This is a genomic window from Microbacterium sp. AC035 (assembly GCF_979258485.1).
In genome coordinates, this window is record NZ_OZ409858.1 from 3,472,047 (window position 1) to 3,498,428 (window position 26,382).

General features: G+C 68.6%; 24 protein-coding genes and 1 tRNA gene. 16 read left to right on the top strand and 9 right to left on the bottom strand.

Features of this window, described 5'->3' with window-relative positions; translation table 11 throughout:
• Positions 1–3 precede the first annotated feature (3 nt).
• The 6 genes from folB to ACZ0AA_RS16750 are packed head-to-tail and all read left to right on the top strand — an operon-like array spanning position 4 to position 4,571.
• On the top strand, positions 4–396 hold the full coding sequence (gene folB / locus ACZ0AA_RS16725; RefSeq protein WP_463513617.1) for a dihydroneopterin aldolase: 393 nt from the start codon (positions 4–6) through the stop codon (positions 394–396).
• Positions 393–935, top strand: a complete 543-nt coding sequence (gene folK, locus ACZ0AA_RS16730) for a 2-amino-4-hydroxy-6-hydroxymethyldihydropteridine diphosphokinase (RefSeq protein WP_463513618.1) — start codon at positions 393–395, stop codon at positions 933–935. The genes folB and folK overlap by 4 nt, the downstream gene beginning before the upstream one ends.
• The gene (locus tag ACZ0AA_RS16735) at positions 932–1,411 is read left to right on the top strand and encodes a DUF3180 domain-containing protein (protein ID WP_400862340.1); all 480 of its coding nucleotides are present in this window, start codon (positions 932–934) and stop codon (positions 1,409–1,411) included. The genes folK and ACZ0AA_RS16735 overlap by 4 nt, the downstream gene beginning before the upstream one ends.
• Positions 1,365–1,961, top strand: coding sequence for a PH domain-containing protein (locus ACZ0AA_RS16740; RefSeq protein WP_400862338.1), 597 nt, complete (start codon positions 1,365–1,367; stop codon positions 1,959–1,961). Before ACZ0AA_RS16735 ends, ACZ0AA_RS16740 begins: the two co-directional genes overlap by 47 nt.
• Positions 1,958–3,874: a PH domain-containing protein gene (locus ACZ0AA_RS16745; protein ID WP_463513619.1), complete on the top strand. Its 1,917-nt coding sequence runs from the start codon at positions 1,958–1,960 to the stop codon at positions 3,872–3,874. The genes ACZ0AA_RS16740 and ACZ0AA_RS16745 overlap by 4 nt, the downstream gene beginning before the upstream one ends.
• Positions 3,864–4,571, top strand: a complete 708-nt coding sequence (locus tag ACZ0AA_RS16750; protein WP_463513620.1) for a DUF2520 domain-containing protein — start codon at positions 3,864–3,866, stop codon at positions 4,569–4,571. Before ACZ0AA_RS16745 ends, ACZ0AA_RS16750 begins: the two co-directional genes overlap by 11 nt.
• A gap of 19 nt (positions 4,572–4,590) precedes the next feature.
• Here ACZ0AA_RS16750 and ACZ0AA_RS16755 read toward each other — a convergent pair whose 3' ends face one another.
• Positions 4,591–6,456 (bottom strand): DUF2207 domain-containing protein, encoded by a 1,866-nt coding sequence (locus ACZ0AA_RS16755; RefSeq protein WP_463513621.1) that lies wholly within the window; start codon positions 6,454–6,456, stop codon positions 4,591–4,593.
• Positions 6,457–6,537: 81 nt separating this feature from the next.
• Between ACZ0AA_RS16755 and lysS the strand changes: the two genes are divergently transcribed.
• A complete protein-coding gene (gene lysS / locus ACZ0AA_RS16760) occupies positions 6,538–8,064 on the top strand; it encodes a lysine--tRNA ligase (RefSeq protein ID WP_463513622.1) in 1,527 nt (508 codons plus the stop codon).
• Here the strand turns inward: lysS and ACZ0AA_RS16765 are convergent.
• On the bottom strand, positions 8,057–9,175 hold the full coding sequence (locus tag ACZ0AA_RS16765) for a DUF4192 family protein (protein WP_463513623.1): 1,119 nt from the start codon (positions 9,173–9,175) through the stop codon (positions 8,057–8,059). The genes lysS and ACZ0AA_RS16765 overlap by 8 nt on opposite strands.
• Before the next feature lie 112 nt (positions 9,176–9,287).
• Here ACZ0AA_RS16765 and ACZ0AA_RS16770 point away from each other — a divergent pair, with 112 nt between their 5' ends.
• The 3 genes from ACZ0AA_RS16770 (at position 9,288) to ACZ0AA_RS16780 (ending at position 11,813) form a co-directional block, all read left to right on the top strand.
• Positions 9,288–9,461 (top strand): hypothetical protein, encoded by a 174-nt coding sequence (locus ACZ0AA_RS16770; protein ID WP_164481682.1) that lies wholly within the window; start codon positions 9,288–9,290, stop codon positions 9,459–9,461.
• A gap of 100 nt (positions 9,462–9,561) precedes the next feature.
• Positions 9,562–11,022 (top strand): cardiolipin synthase, encoded by a 1,461-nt coding sequence (gene cls, locus ACZ0AA_RS16775; protein WP_463513624.1) that lies wholly within the window; start codon positions 9,562–9,564, stop codon positions 11,020–11,022.
• Positions 11,023–11,072: 50 nt separating this feature from the next.
• Positions 11,073–11,813: a hypothetical protein gene (locus ACZ0AA_RS16780; protein WP_463513625.1), complete on the top strand. Its 741-nt coding sequence runs from the start codon at positions 11,073–11,075 to the stop codon at positions 11,811–11,813.
• 42 nt (positions 11,814–11,855) lie between these two features.
• On the opposite strand, the gene ACZ0AA_RS16785 is transcribed toward ACZ0AA_RS16780, so the two are convergent.
• The gene (locus ACZ0AA_RS16785) at positions 11,856–12,854 is read right to left on the bottom strand and encodes a diacylglycerol/lipid kinase family protein (RefSeq protein ID WP_463513626.1); all 999 of its coding nucleotides are present in this window, start codon (positions 12,852–12,854) and stop codon (positions 11,856–11,858) included.
• 74 nt (positions 12,855–12,928) lie between these two features.
• Here ACZ0AA_RS16785 and serS point away from each other — a divergent pair, with 74 nt between their 5' ends.
• From serS to ACZ0AA_RS16805, 4 genes are all read left to right on the top strand, one after another.
• On the top strand, positions 12,929–14,212 hold the full coding sequence (gene serS / locus ACZ0AA_RS16790) for a serine--tRNA ligase (RefSeq protein ID WP_400862321.1): 1,284 nt from the start codon (positions 12,929–12,931) through the stop codon (positions 14,210–14,212).
• Positions 14,209–15,030: an HAD family hydrolase gene (locus ACZ0AA_RS16795; protein ID WP_042537005.1), complete on the top strand. Its 822-nt coding sequence runs from the start codon at positions 14,209–14,211 to the stop codon at positions 15,028–15,030. The genes serS and ACZ0AA_RS16795 overlap by 4 nt, the downstream gene beginning before the upstream one ends.
• Positions 15,031–15,072: 42 nt before the next feature.
• Positions 15,073–15,157: transfer RNA gene (locus ACZ0AA_RS16800), tRNA-Ser, on the top strand.
• Positions 15,158–15,210: 53 nt separating this feature from the next.
• Complete coding sequence (locus ACZ0AA_RS16805) at positions 15,211–16,455, top strand: LCP family protein (RefSeq protein WP_400862317.1); 1,245 nt, start codon at positions 15,211–15,213, stop codon at positions 16,453–16,455.
• 76 nt (positions 16,456–16,531) lie between these two features.
• Here ACZ0AA_RS16805 and ACZ0AA_RS16810 read toward each other — a convergent pair whose 3' ends face one another.
• The gene (locus ACZ0AA_RS16810) at positions 16,532–17,128 is read right to left on the bottom strand and encodes a TetR/AcrR family transcriptional regulator (protein WP_463513627.1); all 597 of its coding nucleotides are present in this window, start codon (positions 17,126–17,128) and stop codon (positions 16,532–16,534) included.
• Positions 17,129–17,220: 92 nt separating this feature from the next.
• Here ACZ0AA_RS16810 and ACZ0AA_RS16815 point away from each other — a divergent pair, with 92 nt between their 5' ends.
• Positions 17,221–19,509 (top strand): glycoside hydrolase family 3 C-terminal domain-containing protein, encoded by a 2,289-nt coding sequence (locus ACZ0AA_RS16815; protein WP_463513628.1) that lies wholly within the window; start codon positions 17,221–17,223, stop codon positions 19,507–19,509.
• 118 nt (positions 19,510–19,627) lie between these two features.
• Here the strand turns inward: ACZ0AA_RS16815 and ACZ0AA_RS16820 are convergent, their stop codons facing one another.
• The 4 genes from ACZ0AA_RS16820 to ACZ0AA_RS16835 form a co-directional block, all read right to left on the bottom strand.
• On the bottom strand, positions 19,628–20,740 hold the full coding sequence (locus ACZ0AA_RS16820) for a mandelate racemase/muconate lactonizing enzyme family protein (RefSeq protein ID WP_463513629.1): 1,113 nt from the start codon (positions 20,738–20,740) through the stop codon (positions 19,628–19,630).
• Entirely contained in the window at positions 20,737–21,660 is a 924-nt protein-coding gene (locus ACZ0AA_RS16825; RefSeq protein WP_463513630.1) for an NAD-dependent epimerase/dehydratase family protein, read from the bottom strand. Before ACZ0AA_RS16825 ends, ACZ0AA_RS16820 begins: the two co-directional genes overlap by 4 nt.
• Positions 21,657–22,985, bottom strand: a complete 1,329-nt coding sequence (locus tag ACZ0AA_RS16830; RefSeq protein WP_463513631.1) for a Gfo/Idh/MocA family protein — start codon at positions 22,983–22,985, stop codon at positions 21,657–21,659. The genes ACZ0AA_RS16825 and ACZ0AA_RS16830 overlap by 4 nt, the downstream gene beginning before the upstream one ends.
• 85 nt (positions 22,986–23,070) lie before the next feature.
• Positions 23,071–24,075, bottom strand: a complete 1,005-nt coding sequence (locus tag ACZ0AA_RS16835) for a LacI family DNA-binding transcriptional regulator (protein WP_463513632.1) — start codon at positions 24,073–24,075, stop codon at positions 23,071–23,073.
• Between the two features lie 73 nt (positions 24,076–24,148).
• Between ACZ0AA_RS16835 and ACZ0AA_RS16840 the strand changes: the two genes are divergently transcribed.
• Positions 24,149–25,192 carry a M24 family metallopeptidase gene (locus ACZ0AA_RS16840; protein WP_463513633.1) on the top strand — a complete coding sequence of 348 codons (1,044 nt, stop codon included), beginning with the start codon at positions 24,149–24,151 and terminating at the stop codon, positions 25,190–25,192.
• A 147-nt stretch (positions 25,193–25,339) separates the two neighbouring features.
• On the opposite strand, the gene ACZ0AA_RS16845 is transcribed toward ACZ0AA_RS16840, so the two are convergent.
• Positions 25,340–26,347, bottom strand: a complete 1,008-nt coding sequence (locus ACZ0AA_RS16845) for a LacI family DNA-binding transcriptional regulator (protein ID WP_400862303.1) — start codon at positions 26,345–26,347, stop codon at positions 25,340–25,342.
• Positions 26,348–26,382: the final 35 nt, after the last annotated feature.

The following is a 26,382-nucleotide window of genomic DNA, read 5'->3' on the forward strand; positions in this document are numbered from 1 at the left end:
ACCATGGATGTCTTCGACGAGATCGTCCTGACGGGACTGACCGTGTTCGGTCGGCACGGCGTCTACGCCCACGAGCGCGAGGACGGCCAGGACTTCACGATCGATCTCCGCCTCAGGATGCCGCTGAACGTCGCCGCGGCATCGGACGACGTCGACGACACCGTGCACTACGGAGAGCTCGCCGAGAAGGTCGCCGAGGTCGTGGCGGGCGAACCGGTGAACCTCATCGAGACGCTCGCAGAGCGCATCGCCGCCGTCGCGCTCGCCGACCCTCGGGTGCACGCCGTCACCGTCACCGTGCACAAGCCGCACGCCCCGATCGCGCTCACGTTCTCGGACGTCGCCGTCACCGTGCACCGTATGCGGCAGCCGTCCGCCGAGGAGGCGCAGCGATGAGTCGAAATCTGGCCAACCCGCCTAGTCTTCCCGGCCCCCGGCCCGGGCGGGAGGAAGCCGTGGCCGTCGTCGCCTTCGGCGCGAACCTCGGCGATCGCGAGGACACGATCCGCGCCGCAGCCGAGCGCATCGCACGGCTGCCCCTGGTCGGGGACGTGCGGCTGTCGTCGCTGTTCGAGACGGTGGCGCTGCGGCTGGACGGGCCCGATCCGGAGGCTCCCGGATACGTCAACGCGGTGGCGCTGGTCACCACGCGCCTCGCCCCGTCGATACTTCTCGGCATGCTGCACGCGATCGAGGACGAGCACGGACGCGAGCGCCATGAGCGCTGGGGCGATCGGACCCTCGACCTCGATCTGATCGCATACGGCGAGGAGTCGGCCGACGGCGACGGCGGCCTGCAGCTGCCGCACCCCCGTGCCTTCGAGCGGCTGTTCGTGCTCGAACCGTGGCTCGAGCTCGACAGTGACGCCGTGCTTCCCGGCAGGGGTCGCGTCGCCGAACTCGTCGCCGACCTGCGTCGGCGGGAGAACTCATGAAACGCACCTCGCTCGGACTTCTCGTCGTCCTCGCCGTGCTCGCCGCGGCCGGGGGGTTCGTGCTCGACCACGTGCTGACGACGATGGGCCGCACGACGTTCACCCCCTCGCTCCTCCTGCCCGTGCTGCTGCTGCTGATCGCCGCGGCCTCGCTGGGGGTCGCCTGGCCGGTGCGCGCGAGCGTGCGCAACGGCATCCGCATCGATCCTTTCCGCGCGACCCGCGCGGTGACCCTCGCCCGCGCGTCCAGCCTGGTCGGGGCGATCATGGCCGGTTTCGGCGCGGGGCTTCTGGCGTTCCTTCTCTCCAGGCCGATCGATCCCCCGGTAGGGTCGACTGTGGCGATGGTGGCACTGATCGGAAGCGCGATCGTGCTCGCCGTCGTCGCGCTCATCGCCGAACAGTTCTGCACCCTGCCGAAGGATCCTGATGACTCAGAACCCAGAGATCGAGCCGGGGACCCCGGCACCGCTTAGTTCGGCGGAGGTCACAGACCTCGCGGCCCTCGACCAGGGCACATACTCGCAGCTGCGCACCGCTCGCAATGAGGCGCGGCTGGAGCTCGACGGCACCTGGCATCAGATCTCGCCGCGCTACGTGGTCTCGCAGGTGCTGCAGAATCTGATCTTCATCGCGTTCGTGCTGGCCGCAGCCCTCGTGCTGGCGCTGGTGCTCGACCAGACCTGGGTGTGGATCCCGGCAGGTGTCATCGTGCTCATCACACTGATCACGCTGGTCATCCTTCCCCGGCAGGCCAAGGCCATCGGGTACATGCTCCGCGACGACGACATCGTCTTCCGTAAGGGCATCCTCTGGCAGCGCATGATCGCCGTGCCGTACGGCCGCATGCAGCTCGTCGACATCACGCAGGGGCCCCTCGACCGTGCCTTCGGCGTCTCCCAGCTGAAGATGGTCACGGCCGCCGCGACCACAGGCGTGCAGATCCCCGGACTCGCGCAGGCCGCCGCCGAGGCGCTGCGTGACACCCTGATCGCCGTCGCCGAGACCCGCCGGACGGGCCTGTGAGCGAGCAGCCTTTCGCGTCGCCCCCTGCGGCGCCCGCCGACTCCGCGGCGCGGGCGGCGACGCTCGCCGACGGCGAGTGGCACCGGATGCACCCGCTCACCCCGCTCTTCAAAGGCGGGCTGGCGCTCATCATCATCGCGGGTATCGCGATCGCCAACCTGCGCGATCGGCTGATCGCCTGGTTCGTCGCGATCTTCACTCCTGAGGAAGTCCACTACGACGACTACTCGGGCGGCGATCCCGTCGACTGGGTGTTCGAGAACAACCTGCTCATCGTCGTGCTGCTCAGCGTGCTGGCGCTCGTCGCCGTGCTCGTGCTCATCTTCTGGTTCGTGTGGCGATTCCAGCAGTTCCGGATCACCGGCGATCACGTCGAGGTGCGCAAGGGCATCGTCTTCCGCTCGCACCGCCGCGCTCCTCTCGATCGGGTTCAGGGCGTCAACCTCACCCGTCCGTTCCCCGCGCGCATCATCGGGCTCGCGAAGCTGGAGGTCGTCGGTGCGGGCACCGACTCCAACGTCGAACTCGAGTACCTCGCGACTCCGCGCGCTGAGGCGGTCCGGAGCGACATCCTGCGCCTCGCTTCGGGTGCGCGCGCAGCGAGACTGACCGCCGCGGATGCCGCATCCGGGGTGCGGCCGTCGGACGCTGCGGGCCCCGGCTCCCTCGCGCCGGGTTCGGCGCGAGCGCAGCTCGTCGGGTCGATGAACGCAGGGGTCAACGATCTGATCAGCGGCGTCGACCTCGCCGATGTCGAACCCGAGAGCGTGGTCAAGATCCCGACGGGACGTCTGGTCGGATCGCAGCTGATCTCGAGCGTGCTCTGGTTCCTCTTCTTCGCGATCATCTTCGGCGTGGCTGTCGGGGGCATCGCGATCGGCTCGTTGATCGACGGAGATCCGATCGGCGGGTTCCTCGGTCTCGGCATCACGCTGGGCATCGGGATCCCCATGGTCATCGCGATCGTCGGAATCACGTGGGCGCAGATCTCCAAGTCGCTGCGCTACTCGATCGCCCCGACCCCTGACGGCGTGCGCATCACCTACGGTCTGCTGACGACCGTCACCGAGACGCTGCCCCCCGGGCGCATCTTCGCCGTGGAGGTCACGCAGTCGCTGCTGTGGCGTCCGTTCGGCTGGTGGACCATCAGGATCAACCGCATGAGCGGCAAGAGCGCCGCGCAGCAGTCGTCGGGCTCCGCGCAGCAGTTCAACGTCGTGCTGCCGGTCGGCAAGCGCGCCGATGTCGAGAGGGTGCTCGCGCTGATCCTGCCCGATGCTCCGGTCGCCGACATCCCGCTCGTCTGGGAGCACGGCATCCTCGGCCCTGTCGAGGGCGATCCCTATCGGACGATGCCGCGGCGTGCCTGGTGGCGCAGACCCGTGTCGTGGAAGCGCCACGGCTTCGCGCTGACCGAGTTCGGGCTGCTGCTCAGGCGAGGAGTCGTCTGGCGCAAGCTGGCCATCTTCCCGCTCGCACGTCTGCAGGGTGTGTCGCTCTCGCAGGGACCCATCGACCGCGCGCAGCGTGTATCGGGTGCGCAGGTGCACTCCGTGCAGGGCCTCATCACGGGGTACCTGTCGGGTCTCGAGCGCGATGACGCTCTGTACCTCCTCGACGGCGTGAGCTCGGCAGCGGTCGCCGCCGCAGCGCGCGATCACACCCACCGGTGGGGCGAGTACGTGACGGACGCCGAGGGAGCGCAGGTTCCCGGGTACCCGACCGCGGCGTCCGACCCCGCGACGCCGCCGCCTGCTCCGCCGGTTGCTCCGCCTGCGCCTCCGGTTGCTCCGCCGGCGCCTCCGGTCTCGCCGCCTGCGCCTCCGGTTGCTCCGCCTGCGCCTCCGGTTGCTCCGCCTGCGCCTCCGGTTGCTCCGCCCGCACCTCCGGTTGCTCCGCCGAATGGTGACTGATCCGTCGCGCCGTGACGGGCGACTCGGGGTCGGCATCATCGGCGCCGGGCGGGTCGGGCCCGTCGTCGGCGCGGCGCTCGCCGGCGCAGGTCACGCGGTCACCGGAATCACGAGCGGGTCCGACGACGATCGAGCGTCGGCGGTGCTTCCCGGCGTCCCGATCATCGACGCGCTCGAAGTCGTTCGTCGCAGCGAGCTGGTGATCATCGCGGTTCCGCATGATCAGCTGCCGCCGCTGATCGCCGGCATAGCCGAGGTCGGAGGCTGGCAGCTCGGCCAGCTCGTGCTGCACACCGATCCGGCGTACGGCATCGAGGTGCTGCGACCGGCGGCTGAGAGCGGTGCGATCCCGCTCGCGGTGCATCCGGCCATCACATTCACAGGCACGTCCGTCGACCTGCGACAGCTGCAGGCCGGATACGCAGCGGTGACGGCACCCGCCGCCGTGCTGCCCATCGCTCAGGCGCTGGCGGTGGAAATGGGATGCGAGCCGGTCGTCATCGCCGAGAGCGATCGAGCCGCCTACGCCGACGCGATCCAGACGGCGACCGAGTTCTCGAAGTCGATCATCGCGCAGTCCACCGCGAGGCTCGGCGAGATCGGAGTCGAGAATCCCGGCGGATTCCTATCCGCCCTGGTGCAGTCGACGGTCGAGCGAGCTCTGCGCGAAGCGTCGAGCGAATCGCCGCTGCTCTGACCTCGTCGGTCGTCTGAGGTCAGCGACCGCCCGAGAATCCGCCGCCCCCGCCACCGCCTGAGAATCCGCCGCCGAAAGATCCGCCGGCGCTGGACGAGCTGCTGGCGCTCGGCGCCGAGTACGTCGCGGAAGCATGCGAGGAGGCGGCGAACGCGATGAGCTGACCGTGGACGAACGGTGTGCTGGGGTCACCGATCCACGTCGCCCCGCGCTGCTCGAAGGCGTAGACGTGCTCGAGCAGGGCTCCCCACTCGTTCTCCATGCCGAACAACATCGCGTAGGGGAGCAGGCGCTCGTAGACCACGATCACGTTCGCACTGCCGTCCTGCCGACGCTCGGCGCCGGAATACGACTGAAGCATCTGCAGCCGATCGGCTTCGGCGACGCGGATGAACTCCCGTACACCCATGAGGTACTCGTACTGCCGAGCGCCTTCGGCAGAGAGGACCGTGTGCCGCGAGAAGCTGTAGAAGGACGACAGGAAGACGAGCAGCGCGCCGAAGGCGATCGCCACGAACGCGGGAATCGCCGTGACCCTCCCTGCGATGATCCCCGACATGCCCAGGGCGAAGCCGACCAGCACGATGGCGATCGCGCACCACTGCACGATCATCGCGCCCCTGCTGCGGGCCTTCGTGGTGAGCCCGCGCGAGACCGCCGCCTCGATGCCGTGCTGCGCCAGGGTCTTCATGCGAGCGGCGAACTCCTCGCTCGAGTGCGGGAGCTCGGCGACGCCCTCGGAGTCCGCGCCGGCGAACAGAGCGTCCAGCGCCTCGACATCGAGCTGGTCGGGGATCCGGCCACCCGGAAGGCGCCGGAGCCGTGGCTGTTCGGCGTCTGTCCCCTCTTCGATGCGGAGCGTGCCGCGCACAGCGAGGTGGATGATCTCGGCCGGGATCGGGTCTTTGGCTCCGGGCACGATTGCGGCGGCGAGAAGCGGCGGCAGGGAGTCCGGCACGTCGTACTGGGCCACGATGATACCGCTCGCGTTGCGCCGGTTCTTCTTGAAGGCCGAGACGGCGAACCAGCTGGCGACAGAGAGCCCGAGTCCACCGAGCGCGGCGACAGCGGGCACTGTGTCGGTCACGGGGTTAGGGTGCCGAGCCGAGGGCTGCACCGCGGTGTTCGACTCGAATCCGACGGCGATCGTGATGCCCTCGCCGGGTGACAGCTCGCTCGCACCGACACTGAGCTGCGAGCCGTCGGAGGACGCGATCAGATCGCATTCGTCTGTCGAGCCCTGGTAGCCGGCATAGCAGCGCGCCTCGCCGGTCATCCGATCCGACATCGTCTCGTCGAACGCGACCTCAGCGTGGAAGTCCTCGATGCGCTGCGTGCTGTCGAGCGGGAGCAGGTCCCAATAGAACTCGTCGACGCCGGAGTCGGCGGCGAGGATCACGTCGCGCATCTCGTATTCGATGACGTAGGTCGTGAGTCCGCGCACGTAGTCGTCGTCGCCGGTGAGGATCAGCAGCAGTCCATCCTCGTTCTCGGTCTCGTACGGCACATCGGCGCCGGTCTCGTCGGTCACGGACAGCACACGCGGGTCGAGCCACGCATTCTCATAGCTGGTCGGCAGTCCGCGGACGATCCCCTTGTTCTGGTCGATGTCGGGGAATCGCGCCGTGAGGGTCTCCGTGACGTGCATGCGGGCGCGCCCGTCGTCGTCGAGCCCCACCTCGTAGCGCGCGTCCCACGACGCGTACGCGAAGTCGTCGACATCCCCCTCGGCGGTGGTCGCCGTGTCGGCGTGCGTCCGGGAGTGCGGTGCCGTCGTCGCCGCGTCGACCGGTGCGGCAGCCGAGGCAGCAGCTGCCGTCGTGCACACCGCCGTCGCGGCGAGGACGATCGTGACGAGAGCGTGGGCGAGTCTGGAGGCTGCCATGCTTCGAGGCTACCCAGACTCGACCGCGGGGTGAGGGACGCGACCTCGGTAAACTGGACACGACTTTTCAAGGAGCCCCGAATGACTGACGCGTCTGCCGCGCCCGACACGACCACCGCCGCCACCGAAGAAGACGTGCACGAGCAGAAGGCCGTGCGCCTGGCCAAGCGCGAGCGTCTGGTCGCGAACCGAGCGGATGCCGGCGGGGGAGCGTTCCCGGTCAGTGTGCCCGTGACCCACCAGATCCCCGCGCTGCGCGCCGAGTACGGCGAGCTCGAAGCGGGTGCCGAGACGGGCGTCGTCGTCGGCGTCGCCGGCCGCGTGGTCTTCAGCCGCAACACCGGCAAGCTGTGCTTCGCGACTCTGCAGGCCGGCGACGGCTCGCGGATCCAGGCGATGATCTCGCTCGCGAACGTCGGCGAGGAATCGCTCGCCGACTGGAAGGAATACGTCGACCTCGGCGATCACGTGTTCGTGCACGGCGAGGTGATCTCCAGTCGCCGAGGCGAGCTGTCGATCATGGCCGACGCGTGGGCGATCGCCTCGAAGGCGATCCTGCCGCTGCCGAACGCATACTCCGAGCTCAGCGAAGAGGGGCGTGTGCGCAGCCGCTACCTCGATCTGATCGTCCGCGAGCAGGCGCGTACGACCGTGCGCGCCCGCGCGGCGGTCAACGCGAGCCTTCGAGCGACGTTCGGCAGCCACGACTATCTCGAGGTCGAGACGCCCATGCTGCAGGTGCAGCACGGCGGTGCATCCGCTCGTCCTTTCGTCACGCACTCCAACGCGTTCGACACCGAGCTCTACCTGCGCATCGCGCCCGAGCTGTATCTCAAGCGCGCGGTCGTCGGAGGCATCGAGCGGGTGTACGAGATCAACCGCAACTTCCGCAACGAGGGCGCCGACTCGACGCACAGCCCGGAGTTCGCGATGCTCGAGGCCTACCAGGCCTACGGCGACTACAACCAGATGGCCGCTCTGACGCAGGAGCTCGTGCAGCAGGCCGCGATCGCCGTCGCGGGCTCGACCACGGTCACGTGGGCCGACGGCACCGAATACGACCTCGGGGGCGAATGGGATCGCATCTCGATGTACGAGTCGCTGTCGGCCGTGTCCGGTCGCACGATCACCCCGAGCGACTCGGTCGAGGATCTGATCGCCTTCGCCGAAGCGAACGGTGTGGACCTGCCCGCTCAGGCGACGCACGGCAAGCTCGTCGAGGAGCTGTGGGAGCACTTCGTGAAGGGCGACCTCGTGCGCCCCACCTTCGTGATGGACTTCCCGGTCGACACCTCGCCCCTCGTGCGCGAGCACCGCTCGATCGACGGTGTGGTCGAGAAGTGGGACCTGTACATCCGCGGCTTCGAGCTGGCGACCGGATACTCCGAGCTCGTCGACCCCGTCATCCAGCGCGAGCGCTTCGTCGAACAGGCGAAGCTCGCCGCCCGGGGCGACGTCGAGGCGATGCCCGTCGACGAGGAGTTCCTCCGAGCTCTCGAACACGGCATGCCGCCGTCCGGTGGGATGGGCATGGGGATCGATCGTCTGCTGATGGCGATCACGGGGCTCGGCATTCGCGAGACCATCCTCTTCCCCCTGGTCAAGTAGCGGGCGTTCCACCGCGTCTGAACGCCCACTCCGGCAGCATCGCCGCGCTGATCATCGTTTCGAGCAGGGCGGCGAGGCCGTACTCGGGATCGATCGCCCGCACGAGTTCGAGGTACTGCCCGGCGTGACTCGAGCGGCCGAGCGCCCACGAGAGCCATGCCGCAGCGGTGAGCGGTGCGGGTCTCGTGACTCGCGGAGCGAGCGATGCGGCGGTGCGGACGAGTGAGAGGGCGATCCCGAGCCTCTCCGGATCGGGCGTGGGTCCGCGCCCGAGGAACACATCACCGAGATCGTCGGGAACAGTCGACCCCGAGTCGGCGAAGGTGAGCTGCGCTTCGAGCGTGCGTCCGCCGCCGCCGAGATCGGTGGCCCACTGCGTGAGCGCCACATCTCTGAAGAGCGGCCGCTCCAAGCACCAGAGCAGCGCGGCGGTGGCGAAGGGCGGCAGATCATCGGGCGAAGCGAGCACGGCTTCGAAGAACGCCGGGATGTCTTCGAGGAGGACGAGCGCAGCGATCGCCTGGGGGTTCTCGGCGCCCGTCGGCGCAGGTGCTCCACCCCGCTCGAGGAGCGCCGTGATGTCGAGCAGCGCCCGAGCCACCCTCTCTTTGTCGGCGAAGCCGGTGGTGGGCAGAGCAGCGCCGGACAACTGGTCGCCTGATACGTCGCCGACGCCCGGCACCTCGGGAGCCGCGTGCGCGAGGGTGCGGAGCTGCGGGTCGCCGTCGAGATAGCTCGACCACCCGCCGGATGTCACGCAGAGCGCGTCGACGATGCGCAGGCCGGCGTCCTCCGCCCGCCCGAGGAGTTCGTCGACCTCGACCGCGAACGGCAGGACGAGCCCGTCGCGCGTCTGCTGCACAGCATCATCCGTGTAGACGACGACGGCGACCGCATCCGTTCGGTCCACCCGCGAGACCAGGCCGACCGCGGCATCCGCGTAGTCCTCGAGCTCGACATCGTCACGAGGGAGGTCGAGTCTCATCGCACCGTACGTGCGTGTGCCTCGGAACGGCAGCAGGACGAGGCTCTCGGTCGGGGTGAAGCCTGCGAGAGAGGGGACGATGCTGAGGAACTCAGCGGAGCCGGAAGCGCGGAGCAGTGTTGTCATCCGGCGAGTCTCATCGCACGCTCGCTGTCGCGGATCGATTCCACAGCTGCGATCGTCGATCCGCTCGGGGCCCCCGAGTGTGGAGGAGTAGTGGGTCGCGTACCATGGAGCCATGGAGAACTTCTGGCTCGCAGCCGCATGGTCGATCATCCCGACCATCGGGGTGAGCGTCGTGTTCTTCTTCGTGCTCCGCGGAATCCTGCGGTTCGATCGCACCGAACGCAAGGTGCACGCACGGATCGAGGCCGAGGAGCGGGCCGCGCGCGGTCTGCCGCCGCGCTCCTGAGCGGCGTCGGCACCATCGGCTACTGTGTAGCCAGCGCACCGTCTTCGGTGCCCACTGAAGCGCCTCGCGTCGAAGTGCCGACCGGCCGAGAGGACGAGGTATGACGCCCGAGATCTGGGCCTGGTGGACCGCGGCGTTCCTGATCGCCCTCGACCTGACGATCCGCATCACCGCGATCATCGTGATCCCGCGCAACCGGCGACCCACTGCGGCGATGGCCTGGCTGCTCGCGGTCTTCTTCATCCCGTTCATCGGCGTGTTCCTCTTCCTGCTCATCGGAAACCCGCGCCTGCCGCGCGCCCGACGCCGCAAGCAGGATCAGATCAACGAGTACATCGCCGAGACGAGCGAGCATCTGCACTTCGGCACCCTGCGACCGGATGCCCCGAGCTGGTTCCCCCCGCTCGTCGAGATGAACCACAGGCTCGGCGCGCTGCCGATCTCGGGAGACAATGGCGCGCATCTGATCGCCGACTATCAGGATTCGCTCGACGCGATGGCCGACGAGATCCGCAAGGCCGAGGACTACGTCCACATCGAGTTCTACATCCTCCAGGCCGATGTATCGACGGACAACTTCTTCCGAGCGATGGAGGAGGTCGCAGAGCGCGGCGTCCACGTCCGCGTGCTGCTCGACCACTGGGCGAACAGATGGAAGCCGAAGTATCGGCAGACCGTCAAGCGGCTCAATCGGATGGGTGCGAACTGGCATCTGATGCTTCCGGTGCAGCCGCTGAAGGGACGCATGCAGCGGCCCGATCTGCGCAACCACCGCAAGCTGCTCGTCGTCGACGGCAAGGTCGCGTTCCTCGGCTCGCAGAACGTCACGGACTCGACCTACAACCTCCCCAAGAACATCAAGCGCGGTCTGCACTGGGTCGACCTCATGGTCCGCATCGACGGGCCCGTCGTGCTGAGCGTGAACGCGATCTTCCTCAGCGACTGGTACAGCGAGACCGACGAGGTGCTGCAGGAGATCGACATCTCGCACGCCGAGACGGGATCAGGAGATCTCGACTGTCAGGTCGTGCCGTCGGGGCCCGGGTTCGAGGTCGAGAACAACCTGCGTCTCTTCCTCGGGCTGCTCTACGCGGCTAAAGAGAAGATCATGATCGTCAGTCCGTACTTCGTGCCGGATGAAGCGCTGCTGCTCGCCGTCACCGCCGCCGTCGACCGCGGCGTCGTCGTCGAGCTGTTCGTCTCCGAAGAGGGAGACCAGGCGATGGTCTATCACGCGCAGCGCAGCTATTACGAGGCGCTGCTCAAGGCCGGGGTGCGGATCTGGATGTACCGCAAGCCCTACATCCTGCACACGAAGAGCCTCACGATCGACGACCAGGTCGCCGTGATCGGCTCGAGCAACATGGACATGAGATCGTTCGGTCTCAACCTCGAGGTGTCGATGCTGGTGCGGGGCGAGGAATTCGTCTCCGAGATGCGCGCGGTCGAAGACGTCTACCGCTCGCTCAGCAGGGAGCTGACTCTCGAAGAGTGGATGCAGCAGCCTCTGCGCTCGACCGTCCTCGACAACCTCGCGCGCCTCACCTCTGCGCTGCAGTAGGGCGGCAAGACGGGGGTGCCCTCGGACATCGCTGCCGGTACCCTGTGTGCATGGAATCCCCATCGCGTGTCATCGCCGCACTCTCGTCCCTGGCCGCCGTGCTGCTCATCGCGGGGTGCACGATCGGTCCCGGGGCCACCGGGTCGCAGGCGACCTCGAACCCCTCGAGCGGGCCGGGTCAGAGCACCGACGACTCGGATGACGTCGAAGGCACGCTGCTCGACGACGGCCGCATGTTCGCCGTTGTGACCTGGGGATCCTCTACCTGCGTGCCGCAGGTCGATACGGTGTCGGCCGAAGGACAGACAGTCTCGGTGACACTCGTCGAGCCGGAGTCCGACGGAGACGGCGAGAAGGCATGCACGGCCGACCTGGCGTCCCGCGCGAGCGTCGGCGCGCTGCCGGACGGTGTCGACCCGACGAAGGAGATCACCCTGCAGGTGACCTACGGCGATGTCGTCGACGACGTCGATCTCGACGGCGACCCTTCATTCACCGGCACCCCCGGCTCGTCGACCGAGTACGCGCCGACGGCCGGCTGGTTCGATGACGGTTCGCTGGTGCTGCTCACCTGGGGCTCCTCGACATGCGCACCCGTGGTCGAGAACCTCGAAGGCTCGGGCTCCTCGGGCACTGCCACCTTCGCGACGGACGAAGACCAGGTCTGCACCATGGACATGGCGCCGCGCGCGACGATCCTCGAGTTCGGCGAGGACGCCGTAGACGATGACGCGTTCACCCTCACACTCGTCGGCGGCGGCCTCGACGGCACGGTCGAGGTGCGGGGCTGACACTGGATCCGAGCGGTCCGGAGCAGGCCGGTCCGGCGAGGATCAGAACGATGCGACCGGATGGTCGGCGGGAAGGGCGAGCAGGAGCGCTCCGGGGTCCACGCGGCAGGTGATGCGCACCGCGGTCCCGAACTCGTCGCCGTCGAGCTCGATCGGCGTGGGCGACGTCACGGCGGCCTCGGCGGCGGCTCCGCGGAAGTAGTGCACCGAGGCGTCCCTGCCCCGACGCTCGAGCACCCGGCGTCCCGCGCGCGATCGCCGCAGCACCGAGTTGTCCCACCAGATCTTGCGCCAGACCCCGAGCCAGCCCCACATGCCGGTGGGCTGGATCACGGCGATATCGAGGACGCCGTCGGTGATGGAGGCGTCGGGGATCAGAGAGATGCCCGCCGGCAGAGTGCCGCAGTTGGCGAACAGGATGCTGTGCACCTTGGTCGAGTGCAGGCGTCCGTCGTCGATCTGGAACACGGAGCGGAAGGGCTCGGCGCCCACGAGCGACCTCGCGGCTCCGTCGACGTAGGCGATCCACCCGACAGACTTCTTCAGATCGGCGCGGGTGTTGGCGATCATGTCGGCATCCAGCCCGACCCCGGCGAGAACGACGTACGCATGCTCTTCGTGCTCGCCGTTCTCTCTCGTCAGTCGCGCCCAGCCGATGTCGATCGCGTGGCGGAACTCGCCCAGCGCCGCGCGGATCATCTCGTCGGGATCGGCGAGCGGGAGCGCCAGATTGCGCGCCAGCAGGTTCCCGGTGCCGCTCGGCAGGATCGCGAGTGGCACTCCGGTGTTCGCGATGGCTTCGGAGACGGCGCGCACGGTGCCGTCTCCGCCGGCCACGAGCACGACATCCACCTCTCGGGCGAGGGCCTGAGCCGTCGCCCCCTGGCCGGGGTCTTCGATCGTGGTCGGGTAGAAGGCCGGATGCTCCCACCCGGCCTCGCTCGAGAGGGCGCGGACTCTGGCCCGCAGATGCTTCTCGTCGACTTTGATCGGGTTGTAGATGAGCGCTGCCTGGCGTCGGCCGGTGGCGCTCGTGGTCATGGCGCTACTCTAACCCGGCAGTCGACCCGCTCGGTCGCGGCGGACGCGCCCGGGCCGCACCATAGACTTGGTGGATGATCGACCTCGCACTCCTCCGCGAAAATCCGGAGATCGTCCGCCGCTCTCAGGCCGCCCGTGGCAACGACCAGGGCACCGTCGACACCGCGCTCGAGGCCGACCGATCGCGTCGGGCGGCGCTCGCCGCGTTCGAAGAGCTGAGGGCCGAGCAGAACGCGTTCGGCAAGCAGGTCGCGAAGGCCCCCAAGGAGGAGAAGGCGGCGCTCGTCGCGCAGGTCAAGGACCTCGCCGAGCGCGTCAAGCAGGCGCAGCAGGCCGCCAACGAGGCCGCCGAGACGCTGGCCGCTGCTCTCGCACGCATCGAGAACGTCGTCATCGACGGCGTCCCCGCCGGAGGCGAGGCCGACTTCGTCGAGCTGCGCCGAGTCGGCGAGGTGCCCGCGTTCGACTTCGAACCCCGCGACCACCTCGAGCTCGGCGAGATCCTCGGCGCGATCGACATGGAGCGCGGCGCGAAGGTGTCTGGCGCTCGCTTCTACTTCCTGCGGGGCATCGGGGCTCGTCTCGAGATCGCGCTCATGAACCTCGCGCTCGACAAGGCCCTGCAGAACGACTTCATCCCGCTGATCACGCCCACCCTGGTGCGGCCCGAGATCATGCAGGGCACCGGATTCCTCGGCGAGCACGCAGACGAGGTCTATCACCTCGACAAGGACGATGACCTGTACCTCGTGGGCACCAGCGAGGTCGCGCTCGCCGGGTACCACAAGGACGAGATCCTCGACCTGGGCAAGGGCGCGCTGCGCTACGCCGGCTGGTCGACCTGCTATCGCCGCGAGGCGGGTTCGCATGGCAAGGACACCCGCGGCATCATCCGGGTGCACCAGTTCAACAAGCTCGAGATGTTCGTCTACACGAACCCGGAGGATGCCGAGGCGGAGCACCTGCGGCTCGTCGCGCTGCAGGAGGAGATGCTCACCTCGCTCGGCCTCGCCTATCGCGTGATCGACGTCGCCGCGGGCGACCTCGGCTCCAGCGCAGCGCGCAAGTACGACATCGAGGCGTGGGTGCCGACGCAGGGCGCTTTCCGCGAGCTCACCTCGACCTCGAACTGCACGACGTATCAGGCGCGTCGTCTCGACATCCGGCACCGTCCAGAGGTGCATGAGGGCCAGACCGCGAAGACGCAGCCCGTGGCGACGCTCAACGGCACGCTCGCGACGACCCGCTGGATCGTCGCTCTGCTCGAGACGCATCAGCAGGCCGACGGTTCTGTGCGCGTGCCGGAGGTGCTGCGGCCGTACCTCGGTGGACTCGAGGTTCTGGAGCCGACCGCGTGACGGCCCCCTGGCTCGTCGGTCTCGACGTCGACGGCACGATCATCCTGCAGGACGAGACGATGAGCCCCGGTGTGCCCGAGGCCGTCGCACGGCTGCGGGACGCCGGTCATGAGGTGACGATCGCCACCGGGCGCAGCTGGATGGCCACGCGTCGCTGGGTCGAGCAGCTCGAGCTGACCCCGCAGTTCGTGGTGTGCTCGAACGGAGCGGTGACGATGCGTCGGGTGGGTGACGAGTGGGAGCGGTGGCACATCGAGACGTTCGATCCGTCTCCCGTGCTCGCTCTCCTGCGCGACCGCCTTCCTGAGGCTCGGTACATGGTCGAGCTCGGCTCCGGACTGCGGCTCTACACCGAGCATCTCGACGACTGGACGCTCGACGGCGGACGACAGGTCGGCTTCGAGGAGCTGGTCGCCGAGCCCGTCTCCCGTGTCGTGGTCGTGTCGCCGGGGCACGATGAGGAGGACTTCCACCGCCTCGTCGCCGACGCAGGGCTCAACGAGGTCTCATACGCGATCGGCTGGACCGCGTGGCTCGACATCGCGCCGCAGGGCGTCGACAAGGGCACGGCGCTCGAGCGTGTGCGCACCGAGCTGGGCTTCGAGCGAGGACAGGTCTTCGTGGCCGGCGACGGTCGCAATGACATCGGCATGTTCGGGTGGGCGCTGGGGCTCGACGGCCGGGCCGTCGCCATGGGGCAGGCGCCCGCAGAGGTCAAGGATGCCGCGGGTGAGGTGACCGGCGACGTCGAGGACGGCGGCCTCGCGATGGCCCTGAACACGCTTCCAGCGGCCGCCCAGGTCAGCGCGAGAGAATAGAACTCGGCTAGACTCACGGCTTGTCGGCAGATTCGTCTGTCGGGAGGGTTGTCCGAGTGGCCGATGGAGCTGGTCTTGAAAACCAGTGGGCAGAGATGTCTCGTGGGTTCGAATCCCACACCCTCCGCATTCCAGGGAACGGTGTCCCCCCGCACCGCACGCTGAACCGAAAGGTCCCGAGTGAGTCCTCACACCCGACGACGTCGTACCATCGCACGACACGGGCAGCTCCACTCGCCAGGCCCCGTCAGCCAGCTTCTGACGTTCATCGCGATCGGCCTCGCCGTCGTCCTGGTGAGCGGGTTCGGCGTCGTCTCGTACATCGTCTACGACCTCTCCAGCACGGTCTCGGCCAACGCGGTCGAGCTGGACAGCACTGAGCAGCTCCCGCCGGACATCAGCGAGTACGAGGGCGGATTCAACATGCTCCTCACCGGTGTCGACACGTGCGAAGAGGCCTACGCGCAGTACTTCGGAGAGCGCTGCACCGGCGCCGACTCCGAAGGCACGCTCAACGACGTGAACCTTCTTCTGCATGTGTCGGAGGAGCCCCGCCGCATCACCGTCGTCAGCCTGCCCCGAGACATGATGGTCCCGATCCCCGAGTGCGAGGACGCCGAGGGCGACGTGCACTCCGCGATGAGCAAGCAGCAGATCAACACCGCGTACACCGACGGCGGACTCAACTGCGTCGCGAAGACCGTCTCCGACCTCACCGGTCAGGAGATCCAGTTCGCGGCGTCCGTCACGTTCGGCGGCGTGATCGAGATCACGAATGCGATCGGCGGCGTCGAGGTGTGCCTCGCCTCGCCGATCAAGGACCGCTACACGGGACTCGACCTCGCGGCCGGAAACCACGTGATCGAGGGCATCACGGCTCTGCAGTTCCTTCGCACCCGTCACGGGGTCGGAGACGGCAGCGACCTCGGACGCATCGGCAACCAGCAGCAGTACATGTCGAGCCTGGCTCGCACGCTGATCAGCGGCGAGACGCTCGGCAACGTCCCGATGATGCTGAAACTCGCGACCACCGGTCTCGACAACGTCGAGGCGAGCACCTCGCTCGCCGACCCGATGAAGATCGTGCAGATCGCGCTCGCGGTGAAGTCCGTGCCGTTCGAGGACATCGTCTTCCTGCAGTACCCGACGTTCGCGGACCCGGCCGACCCCAACCGCGTCGTGCCGGACAAGGAGTCCGCCGAAGCGATGTGGACCGCGATCAACGAGAACGCCCAGCTGCAGGTCACGCACCAGAACACCGAGAACGACGGAGTCGTCGTGACGGATCCGGGACCGCAGACCCCTGTCGACGCCGGTGCGACGCCCGACCCTGCGGTCACGCCCGAGAACGTGGTGGCGCTGCCGGACTCGATCAAGGGCAACTCGGCCGCACAGCAGACCTGCTCGAACGGAAACGTGCGCTGACGTTCGCGCACTGACGGCATGATCCGTCTCGACGAACCGCCCCTCCTGCCAGCCGGGTGAGGGCGGTTCTTCGCATTCAGCGGGTGGGTGTCTCCGGCTGATCGGCCGGCGGGTAGAGCACGTCCATGAGGGCGCCGATGATGCCCGGCATGTCGACCGAGCGGTCGATCATCCACTGCAGCTGCAACCCGTCGGCGACCGCCTGGATCACCCGCGCCATGGTGTCCGGATCGAGCGTCGCTCGGTGTGCCTCGCCGTGGGCGAAGCTGACGGTGATGCTCTCGCGTAGCCGCTCGCTGCGCTCGAGGAAGTACTGATGGGCCGGATGCGCGGGGTCGACGGCGTCGACGGACAGGCGGGAGAACAGCTCGACGACACCCGGGACCTCGGTGTTGTGGCGGATGACGTCGATGAACGCGGACTTGCCGTCGGACGGATCCATCGTCTGCGGCATCATGCCGTCATGTTCGTCGCGCTTGCGCAGCACCTCGGTGAAGAGTTCCTCCTTGCTGCCGAAGTAGTGCAGGAGCGCAGCCGGGGTGACGCCGACCAGCTCGGCGATCTGCTTGAGCGAGGCGTTCTGGTAGCCCTTGCGGCCGATCACATCGAGAGCGCTCTCGAGGATCTCTTCGCGCCTGGCGACGCCCTTCGCGTATGAACCTCGTCGTGCCATCCTCCGAGAGTAATCCTGAACAACGTTTGAAATCCAATACTTACTGGCATATAGTTTTCGCAAGACACCGCTGTCGCCGCGAAAGGAACACCATGACCGATACATCGGCATCCGACCTCACCCTCGAGGAGAAGGCATCGCTCACGAGCGGGGCCGACTTCTGGACGACGAAGGCCATCGATCGCGTCGGTCTGCCGTCGATCATGATGACCGACGGCCCGCACGGCCTGCGCAAGCAGGCGGGAGGGACCGATCACCTCGGTCTCTCGAGCAGCGTGCCCGCGACCTGCTTCCCGCCCGCCGTCGGTATCGGCTCGTCGTTCGACCCCGAGATCATCGAACGGGTCGGAGCAGCCATCGGCGTCGAAGCGGCCATCGAAGACGTCGCGATCGTCCTGGGCCCCGGCATCAACATCAAGCGCTCCCCGCTGTGCGGACGCAACTTCGAGTACTTCTCCGAAGATCCGATCGTCTCGGGAATCCTGGGTGCGGCTTCGGTGCGCGGCGTGCAGTCTCAGGGTGTCGGCACCTCGCTCAAGCACTTCGCAGCGAACAACCAGGAGTTCGATCGCATGCGCGCGAGCTCCGACGTCGACCCTCGCCCGCTGCATGAGATCTACCTGCGTGGCTTCGAGCGCGTCATCACCGACGCCCAGCCCTGGACCGTCATGTGCTCGTACAACCGCATCAACGGCGTCTACGCGTCGGAGGACCCGTGGCTGCTCACTCAGGTGCTGCGCGAAGACTGGGGCTTCGACGGTGTGGTCGTCTCGGACTGGGGTGCGGTGAACGACCGTGTGGCGGGCGTCGCGGCAGGCCTCGATCTCGAGATGCCCTCGTCCGGCGGACGGACGGATGCTCAGCTCGTGGCCGCCGTGCGCGCGGGTGAGCTCGCCGAGACCGTGCTCGACACCGCGGCGGACCGCGCGATCGACCTCGTCCGCAAGGCGCAGCGGCGCCCGGCCGTCTCAGGCCCTCTCGACGTCGACGCCCACCACGCGCTCGCGCGGGAAGCGGCCGGACGGTCGATCGTGCTGCTGAAGAACGACGGCGATGTGCTGCCCCTCGCAGCGGGACAGAAGATCGCGGTCATCGGCGCATTCGCCACCGAACCGCGCTTCCAGGGCGCAGGGTCGTCGCTGATCAACCCGACCCGTGTCGACACTGCGCTCGACGAGCTGCGAGCCGTCGGCGGAGACGACGTCACCTACGCGGCCGGCTTCTCGGTCGAGGGCGGCGCCGTCGCGGCATCCGGTCGCTCCGACGACGACCTGCGCGACGAGGCCGCGGCTGCAGCCTCGGCAGCGGACGTGGCCGTCGTCTTCCTCGGCCTTCCCGCCGCAGAGGAGTCGGAGGGCTTCGACCGCGAGCACATCGATCTTCCCGCCGACCAGCTCGCGGTGCTCGACGCCGTGATCGAGGCGAACCCGACGACCGTGGTCGTGCTCTCGAACGGTGGCGTCGTGGCGCTGCCGTTCGCAGGCCGGGTGCCCGCGATCGTCGAGACCTGGCTGCTCGGCCAGGCAGGCGGCGGCGCTGTCGCCGATGTGCTGTACGGCACCGTGAACCCGTCGGGCAAGCTCACCGAGACCGTTCCGGTGCGGCTCGAGGACAACCCCTCGTTCGGCAACTTCCCGGGTGAGTTCGGACACGTCCGCTACGGCGAGGGCGTGCTGGTGGGGTATCGCTGGTATGACGCGAAGAACCTCGAGGTCACCTACCCGTTCGGGCACGGCCTGTCGTACACGACGTTCTCTTACGGCGAGGCCTCCGTCGAGGCGAGCGAGAACGGCGACATCGTCGTGCACGTCGACATCACCAACACCGGCACGCGCGACGGCAGGGAGATCGTGCAGGTGTACGTCGCTCCCGTCGCGTCTGCAGTGCAGCGCGCGCCGCGCGAGCTCAAGGCGTTCTCGTCGGTCGCTCTCGCTGCCGGTGAGACCCGCACGGTCGAGCTGGTCGTGCGTCGCGCAGACCTCGCCTACTGGGACGTGCGGGTCGACCGCTGGATCGTCGAGAGCGGCGAGTACACCGTCGAGGTCGCGGCATCGAGCCGGGACATCCGCTCGTCGTCGACTGTCGAGGTCGAGGGCGACGCTGTCTCGCTGCCCCTGACCATGAACTCGTCGATCGGCGACGTGGTCGCTCATCCCGTGGCAGGGCCCACCATCATGGGCGCCCTCGGGGGCTTCATGGGAGAGCTCACCGGAGCCGACTCGTCGGCCGCCTCGATGATGCCGAACGATGAGGCGATGCAGAAGATGATGGCATCGTTCCCGATCGGCCGACTGATCGGCTTCCCCGGCATCGAGGTCACGCACGAGCAGGTCGAGCAGCTGCTCGAGGGGGCCAACGCCGGAGTGCTGCCGAACGCCTGACCTGACGTTCTCCGAACGCCTCAGCGCCCTCCCCGTCCTGCGACGGAGAGGGCGCTCTGGCGTTCGGTGATCGGCCGCAGCGATCAGACTGCGGGCGAGGTGGTCAGGAGGGGCGCTCCTATGCGGGACGCGGGGCGTCGGACCGGGGCGAGTAGAGCAGAGGCGAGAAGCGGATGCCGAGACCGTCGTGTACGGTCTCGGTGAGCCAGCCGTCGCTGATCGTCACCGGCGACGGATCGACCAATGCGCCCAGCGCTCCGAACCCGGCATCCTCGACGTCTTCCACCAGGATCTCGTGAGCGGTGTGGGCCAGAGTCAGCGCGAGCTGCCCCGAGAGCTCCGGCAGCAGATGCGGATGCAGCGCTGCGCCGTGAGATGCGGCGAGTTCGGCGATGCGCAGGAACGGGGTGATGCCGCCGACCCGCACGATGTTGGGCTGCACGATCTGCGCTGCTCCCGCGCGCAGGAAGTCGCCGAAGCGGTGCACCGTGTGCAGGTTCTCGCCGAGCGCGATCGGCACGTCGATGCGTCGCGCGAGTTCCGTGTGGCCGTCGAGGTCATCGGCGCGCAGCGGCTCTTCGATCCAGGCGAGGTCGAAGCGCGACAGGGCCTCGACGGATGCTGTCGCCCGCTCCAGATCCCACCGCTGGTTCGCGTCGATCATCAGCGCCCGATCAGGGCCCAGCAGCTCGCGCACGGCGGCGACGCGATCGAGGTCTTCTGCGAGCTCGGGCTTTCCGACCTTGATCTTCACGGCGCCGAAGCCCGAGTCGATCCACCGCTGCACCTGGGCGAGGAGCTCGTCGAGCGAATAGTGCAGGTTCACACCCGAGCCGTAGGCGCGAACTCGCTCGCGACGGCGGCCGATCAGCCCTGACATCGAGAGGCCCGTCGATCGGGCCTCGGCATCCCACAGCGCAAGATCGAGTCCGGCCAGCGCGATCGTCGTGATCCCCCCGCCTCCGGCTTCGTGCAGGTGCTCCCACAGACCTTGCCAGGATTCGCCGGGAACAGCGGAACGGCCCTCGGCGGCGGGAGCGATGTCGTGCTCGAGCAGCGCGTGCACGGCGGGCGCACCGATCTGCGGGCTCCACGAGAACCCCCACCCCTCGGCTCCGTCGGAGCGCACGACATGGGTCGCGACGACGCCGACGGAAGTCACGTCGGCCGCCCACGGACGCGTCAGCGAGACTCGCTGCAGGCGCGTCGTCAGCCTGCGGATGGTGGTCATCGCGGGAAGGCCTTGCCGGGGGCGGATGCGGCGGCGAGCTCTGTGCGCCAGGTGCGGGTGGGGCGCCAGCCGAGCAGCCGGGCCGCCTTGGCGGAGGAGAAGGCGGGCGCATCGCCGGTGAGTTCGGCCGCCGCCCGCGCGGTGCCGGGGTGGAACCGCGGCAGCAGCTCGCTCAGGGGGCGACGGGCCAGCGCATCGTCAGCGCCGACGAAGAACCGCTCGCCGTTCGGGATGTCGTCCAGGGCGGCGAGCAGCGTGACGGCGAAAGCGGCCACGTCGCGGGCGTCGACGTAGTTGAAGAGTGCGGGGGCCGACAATGCCGGGTCGTCGAGGCGCTCGATCACCGTGTGACCCTGCTGGGTCGGAGCGCCGGCCCATTCCTCGGGGGCGATCACGTAGCAGGGGCGGAAGGACGCGAAGCGCACATCGTCGCCGGTCTGTCTCCTCAGCATGTCGACGGTCTGCTCGATCAGCAGCTTCGACAGGGCGTAGGCGTTCCAGGGTTCGGTGGGCGACGTCTCATCGAGAGGCAGTCGTTCGGGAGTCCAGCCGCGTGGTGCTCCGTAGCCGATGACGGTGGGACTGGAGGCTGCGACCACACGGTGGATGCCTGCGCGCACCGCTCCGCCGAGCACCGACTGCGCGAGAGCGGCGTTGGTGCGGAGGATGACATCCTCCGGCGCGCTGAACGGCACCGCGATCGCCGCGAGGTGGATCAGCGCGTCGGCCTCCGTGCCCGCGAGCGCCGAGGCCGTGGCATCCGCATCCGTCAGATCGAGGGCGAACTGCGTGATCCCGGGGCGTGCGAGGTCGTCGGTCGCCTCGCGGTCGATCGAGACGAGCTCGTGCCCGGCATCCGCCAGGCCTGTCACGAGCGTGCGCCCGAGCCTGCCGGAACCGCCGGTGACGACGATCCTCATCGGCGTGCGAGCAGGGCGATCCCGAGCTCGTCGACCTTCACAGGGAGCCCTGTCTCGAGTGAGCGATTGCCGGCGATGCCCACCGCGATCGAGCGGATGCCGTCGGTCCAGTCGGCGGGGCGGGCGAGCGGATCATCGCCCGGGCCCTCGAAGACGTCGGAGAGCAGCAGTTCATCGCCGCCGCCGTGACCGCCGTCGCCGCCGTCGATCGGCACCTCGTATGCGGCCTCCCAGTGGCGCTGCACGATCAGCCGCTCGCTCTCGGGGCGCAGCGAGCTGATTCCGTCGGCACCCGAGAGGCTGGGGTCGATGTGCGGGTGCAGGCCGTCGCCGGCGAGCACGGCTCCGCGTTCGACGACCTCGAGCTCGACCCGGCCGAGCGTGCCGTTGACCGCGACGCGGTAGCCCTCCCACGGCGAGTGCGCGTTCAGCGAGTACGACATCGTCGCGCCCGAGGCGTAGTCGACGACGAGGGCCAGATTGTCTTCGATCGTGATTCCCTCGCTGAAGACGTCGAGGTCGCGCCGGTATCCGTCGTGCTGTTCAGCATCGAGGTAGAGCGCGGTGAGGCGCTCGTCGGTGCGGAGGTCGAGTTCGAACAGGTCGCCGCCGTCGTGCGTGCCGCGGGCGGGGCGCACGCCCAGGCCGCGGCTCTGAGCGTTGTCGGCGCCGTAGAAGCGCAAGCCGCCCGAGGCGAAGACGCGCGTCGGCTGCGAGCGGATCCACCAGTTGACCAGATCGAAGTGGTGGCTCGACTTGTGGACCAGCAGTCCACCCGAGTTCTTCTTCTCGCGGTGCCAGCGACGGAAGTAGTCGGCGCCGTGGTTCGTATCGAGCATCCACGAGAAGTCCACCGAGGTGACCTGCCCGATCGTGCCGTCCTGGATCACCTGGCGCAGCGCGCTGTTGCGAGGGGAGTAGCGGTAGTTGAAGGTCAGCACGACCTGGCGCCCCGTGCGCTCGACGGCGGCTTCGATGCGGGCGGCGCTCGCCGCGTCGATCGTCAGCGGCTTCTCGACCACGACATCGGCACCCGCTTCGAGCGAGCGGACGATCAGCTCGGCGTGCAGGTCGTCGCGGGAGCAGATGATGACCCGGTCGACGTGCTCGTCGCGGATGACCTGCTCGAGCTCGTCGGGGGCGGCGAGTCGGGGCGCCGGTGCACCGACCTCGGCGATGCGGTCGGCGTAGTGCGCGGCCCTGACGGGATTCGGCTCGATGATCGCCACGAGCTCTGCGCGGTCGCGGTGCGGGCCGATGATCCCCTCGACGTACATCTGCGCACGGGCTCCGGCGCCGACGAGGGCATAGCGGGTCTTCGTCATCGTGATCCTTCTTTGATCTCGAACTCAGGAAACGTTTTCTCGACGATAGCACAGAGCCGATGCCGAGCAATCGGCAGGCGCGTGCTCAGCTCTCGTGTGGAGGCGCGGTGCTGCCGCGCACGACGAGATTCGGTGTCAGCGTGAGTATCGGGGTGGGATCGCCGCCCGTGAGCTGGGCGTGCATCGCGGCCCACGCGGCCGCGCCGATCTCGACTGCGGGAACAGCGGCAGTCGTGAGCGGCGGCGAGGTGTAGGCGGCGAACGGGATGTCGTCGAAGCCGGTGATCGACAGCCGATCCGGCACGTCGACCCGTCGGACCGTCAGAGCGGAGAGCAGTCCCATCGCGACGAGATCGTTGTAGGCGATCACCGCAGTGGCTCCGCTCGCGAGCACCCGATCGGCCACCGCAGTGCCGCTGTCGAAGTCGACGCCGGCGGAGATCTCCTCGACCTCGAGTCCGTCGACGGCAGAGACCGCTGCCGCGATCGCATCCTGTCGCGCCCGATGGGTCACACTGCGGGTGGCGCCGGCGAGGTACACCAGGCGACGGTGGCCGAGAGAGGTGAGGTGGTCGACGATCTCGCGCATGCCGGATCCGTAGTCGGCGCCGACGACGGGAGCGTCGGACTGCGGTCCGCGGTTGATCGCGACGGCGGGGGAGAGTGCGGGGAGCAGCTGTGCGAGCTCCGCCTCGGGCATGCGCGGAGCGCAGAGGATCACACCGTCGGTGCGCAGCCTGGTCGCCCTGGCGAGTGCGTGCTCCTCATCGAGGTCTTCACGCGAGTCGGCGACCAGCACGTGATATCCGTCGGCGTTGGCGGCGCGACTGAGACCTCGGAGAATCGCCTGGAAGGTCGGGTTCTCGAGATCCGGGATGACGACGGCGACCGTCTGCGTGCGGCCGAGCACGAGGCTGCGGGCGAGGGGGTTCGCGGTGTAGCCGAGCTCTGCCGCAGCGGCATGCACTCGTTCGGCGAGAGCGGAGTCGACCGACGGGTTTCCGTTCATCGCGCGCGACACGGTCGAGAGCGAGACGCCGGCGAGCTTCGCGACGTCGGTGATGCCGGGGCGTGACGATTGGCGTGCCATCAGCATCCCTCCGTTCCGCGATCGGTCGCGGCTGTCGTCATACTACGAGAAAACGTTCTACAGGGAGAGTCGCATGGCCGGAGCATCCGATGACCGCATCGAGAAGCAGGATCGCCTCGCGGGGGTGCGACAGGAGCTCGGCGGAGCGCCGCTCGTGCTCACCTCGCACGAGGCCGTGTCGTGGTACCTCGAGGGCGCGCGCACCCACGTATCGTTCGCGGGTCCTCCCGTGCTCGCGGTGCGGGTGGAGGCGCACGGAGATGTGCTCTTCGTGGCCGACAACGAAGCCGATCGGCTGATCGCCGAGGAGCTGCTTCCTGAGGACGCCGAGCGAGTCGTGCGGGTGCCGTGGTGGATTTCACCGGCCGTCGCGGCGGCGGAGATCCCGGGGGTTCCCGAAGCGGATGCCGCCGCGCGGCTGCGCGCGGCACGGGCGCGGATGCTGCCGGCCGAGCGTGCGAGATATCGGTCGCTGGGGCGCGAGACAGCGGAGGCTCTGACCGATGTCCTCGCTCCGGTCGACCCCGCCCAGACCGAGCGCGCCGTCGCGGCCCTCATCGCCGCTGAGCTCACCGCCCGCGGGATTGATCCTCTCGTGGTGCTCGTCGCCGGTGCGCCGCGCGGTGGCTTCCGGCATCCGCTTCCGACCGCCGGCGTGCTCGGAGAGCGGGCCATGGTCGTCGTGTGCGGTCGCCGGGGTGGGCTGATCGCCAACGCAACCCGGTGGATAGGGGCTCCCGTCGACGAGGAGCCGCTGCTCGGCGTCGAGCGCGCGTTCCTCGACGCGTCGGCGCCGGGCGCTCGTCTCGACGACGCCTTCGCGGCGGGCACCGCGGCGTACGCACGCTTCGGCTTCGATGCGGATGAGTGGCAGCGGCACCACCAGGGCGGGCCGACCGGCTATGCCGGACGCGACCCCCGCGCCACGGCATCCACGACCGATCTGCTCGTCGCGAATCAGGCGTTCGCCTGGAATCCGACAGCGCCTGGCGCCAAGGTCGAGGACACGATGCTGCGCACAGCGGACGGGTGGGAAGTGCTCACGGCCGATGACCGCTGGCCCTCGGTCGAGTACGAGGGGCTGCGTCGGCCGGTCGCGAGGGCATACGGAGCCTGATCGCGGGGCATAGCGAGGGGCCCGGCGCCGAATGCATGCTCAGATGGCGGATGCATGCCGGGAAGGCCGTTCTCGGCATGCATCCGTGTTCTCGGCATGCAGATGTGCGTGAGTCGCCGAGGACGCCCGGCGACAAGCGGACTCGAATCAGCCGCCGGTCGAGCGGCGCACGATCAGCTCGGGAGGGAACACGGTCTGACGGGGGATGCTCTCGGGGTCGGCCGCCTCTTCGAGCACGATGCGCAGCGCAGTGCGGCCGATCATGCGGCTGGGCTGGCGGATGGATGACAGGGGCACGGCGGCGGCCGCAGCGAACGGGTTGTCGTCGAAGCCGATCAGCGCGATCTCGTCGGGTACGAGCACACGGCCGCCGGACACGAGCGACTGCAGCAGACCGAGGGCGAGCAGGTCGTTGGCGGCGAAGAGAGCATCCGGCCACTCGCGGCGAGGGCGGGTGAGCAGCCTGGTGCCGGCGGCGACGCCCTCCTCGACGGTCATCGCCGAGGTCGGCACGACCTCGAGCTCGACGTGCACAGCGGCGTTCTCCGCCGCGGCGCGTGCTCCGGCGAGGCGGTCGGTGACCTGTCGCATGTCGAAGGGGCCGCCGACGAAGGCGATGCGCCGTCGACCTCCTTCGATCAGATGCTCGACCGCGAGCCGCCCGCCCGCGACGCTGTCGACCGACACCGACGAGAACCCGCTGTCGGCGCTGAACCGGTCGACGAGGACCGTGGCGATGCCGCTCGCCCGGAACTTTCGCAGCTGCGTCATGACGTCGCCGTAGGGGGCGATGAGCAGACCACGCACCTGCTGCTCGCGGAAGAGGTCGAGATAGACCTTCTCGCGAGAGGGGTCGTCGTCGGTGTTGCCGTAGAGGATCGCGATGCCGTGGCTGGACGCCTCATCTTCAGCACCGCGCACCACGTCGTTGTAGAAGGGGTTCTGGCCGTCGAGCACGACGAATCCGACGGTCGTGCTCACGCCGGCGCGGAGCTTGCGAGCTGCATCGTTGCGCACATAGCCGAGCTCTTCGATCGCCTGGGTGACGCGTTCGACCGAGTCGCTCGAGACCTCGTCCGGACGGTTCAGGACGTTCGAGACCGTGCCCACCGAGACGCCCGCACGGACGGCGACATCGCGGATGCTGATCGGCATTCGGCTGTCCTCTCGTCGTCGGGCGGATCACGCTT

Bases quoted from the DNA above. Each gene is read 5' to 3' on its own strand.
- ACZ0AA_RS16830 (WP_463513631.1), bottom strand. From the start codon at position 22,985: ATGACGAAGACCCGCTATGCCCTCGTCGGCGCCGGAGCCCGTGCGCAG.
- ACZ0AA_RS16735 (WP_400862340.1), top strand. From the start codon at position 932: ATGAAACGCACCTCGCTCGGACTTCTCGTCGTCCTCGCCGTGCTCGCC.
- ACZ0AA_RS16845 (WP_400862303.1), bottom strand. From the start codon at position 26,347: ATGCCGATCAGCATCCGCGATGTCGCCGTCCGTGCGGGCGTCTCGGTG.
- ACZ0AA_RS16825 (WP_463513630.1), bottom strand. From the start codon at position 21,660: ATGAGGATCGTCGTCACCGGCGGTTCCGGCAGGCTCGGGCGCACGCTC.
- ACZ0AA_RS16755 (WP_463513621.1), bottom strand. From the start codon at position 6,456: ATGGCAGCCTCCAGACTCGCCCACGCTCTCGTCACGATCGTCCTCGCC.
- ACZ0AA_RS16835 (WP_463513632.1), bottom strand. From the start codon at position 24,075: ATGGCACGCCAATCGTCACGCCCCGGCATCACCGACGTCGCGAAGCTC.
- ACZ0AA_RS16770 (WP_164481682.1), top strand. From the start codon at position 9,288: ATGGAGAACTTCTGGCTCGCAGCCGCATGGTCGATCATCCCGACCATC.
- ACZ0AA_RS16840 (WP_463513633.1), top strand. From the start codon at position 24,149: ATGGCCGGAGCATCCGATGACCGCATCGAGAAGCAGGATCGCCTCGCG.
- folB (WP_463513617.1), top strand. From the start codon at position 4: ATGGATGTCTTCGACGAGATCGTCCTGACGGGACTGACCGTGTTCGGT.
- ACZ0AA_RS16785 (WP_463513626.1), bottom strand. From the start codon at position 12,854: ATGACCACGAGCGCCACCGGCCGACGCCAGGCAGCGCTCATCTACAAC.
- lysS (WP_463513622.1), top strand. From the start codon at position 6,538: ATGACTGACGCGTCTGCCGCGCCCGACACGACCACCGCCGCCACCGAA.
- ACZ0AA_RS16810 (WP_463513627.1), bottom strand. From the start codon at position 17,128: ATGGCACGACGAGGTTCATACGCGAAGGGCGTCGCCAGGCGCGAAGAG.
- ACZ0AA_RS16740 (WP_400862338.1), top strand. From the start codon at position 1,365: ATGACTCAGAACCCAGAGATCGAGCCGGGGACCCCGGCACCGCTTAGT.
- ACZ0AA_RS16820 (WP_463513629.1), bottom strand. From the start codon at position 20,740: ATGACCACCATCCGCAGGCTGACGACGCGCCTGCAGCGAGTCTCGCTG.
- ACZ0AA_RS16815 (WP_463513628.1), top strand. From the start codon at position 17,221: ATGACCGATACATCGGCATCCGACCTCACCCTCGAGGAGAAGGCATCG.
- folK (WP_463513618.1), top strand. From the start codon at position 393: ATGAGTCGAAATCTGGCCAACCCGCCTAGTCTTCCCGGCCCCCGGCCC.
- cls (WP_463513624.1), top strand. From the start codon at position 9,562: ATGACGCCCGAGATCTGGGCCTGGTGGACCGCGGCGTTCCTGATCGCC.
- serS (WP_400862321.1), top strand. From the start codon at position 12,929: ATGATCGACCTCGCACTCCTCCGCGAAAATCCGGAGATCGTCCGCCGC.
- ACZ0AA_RS16780 (WP_463513625.1), top strand. From the start codon at position 11,073: ATGGAATCCCCATCGCGTGTCATCGCCGCACTCTCGTCCCTGGCCGCC.
- ACZ0AA_RS16765 (WP_463513623.1), bottom strand. From the start codon at position 9,175: ATGACAACACTGCTCCGCGCTTCCGGCTCCGCTGAGTTCCTCAGCATC.
- ACZ0AA_RS16750 (WP_463513620.1), top strand. From the start codon at position 3,864: ATGGTGACTGATCCGTCGCGCCGTGACGGGCGACTCGGGGTCGGCATC.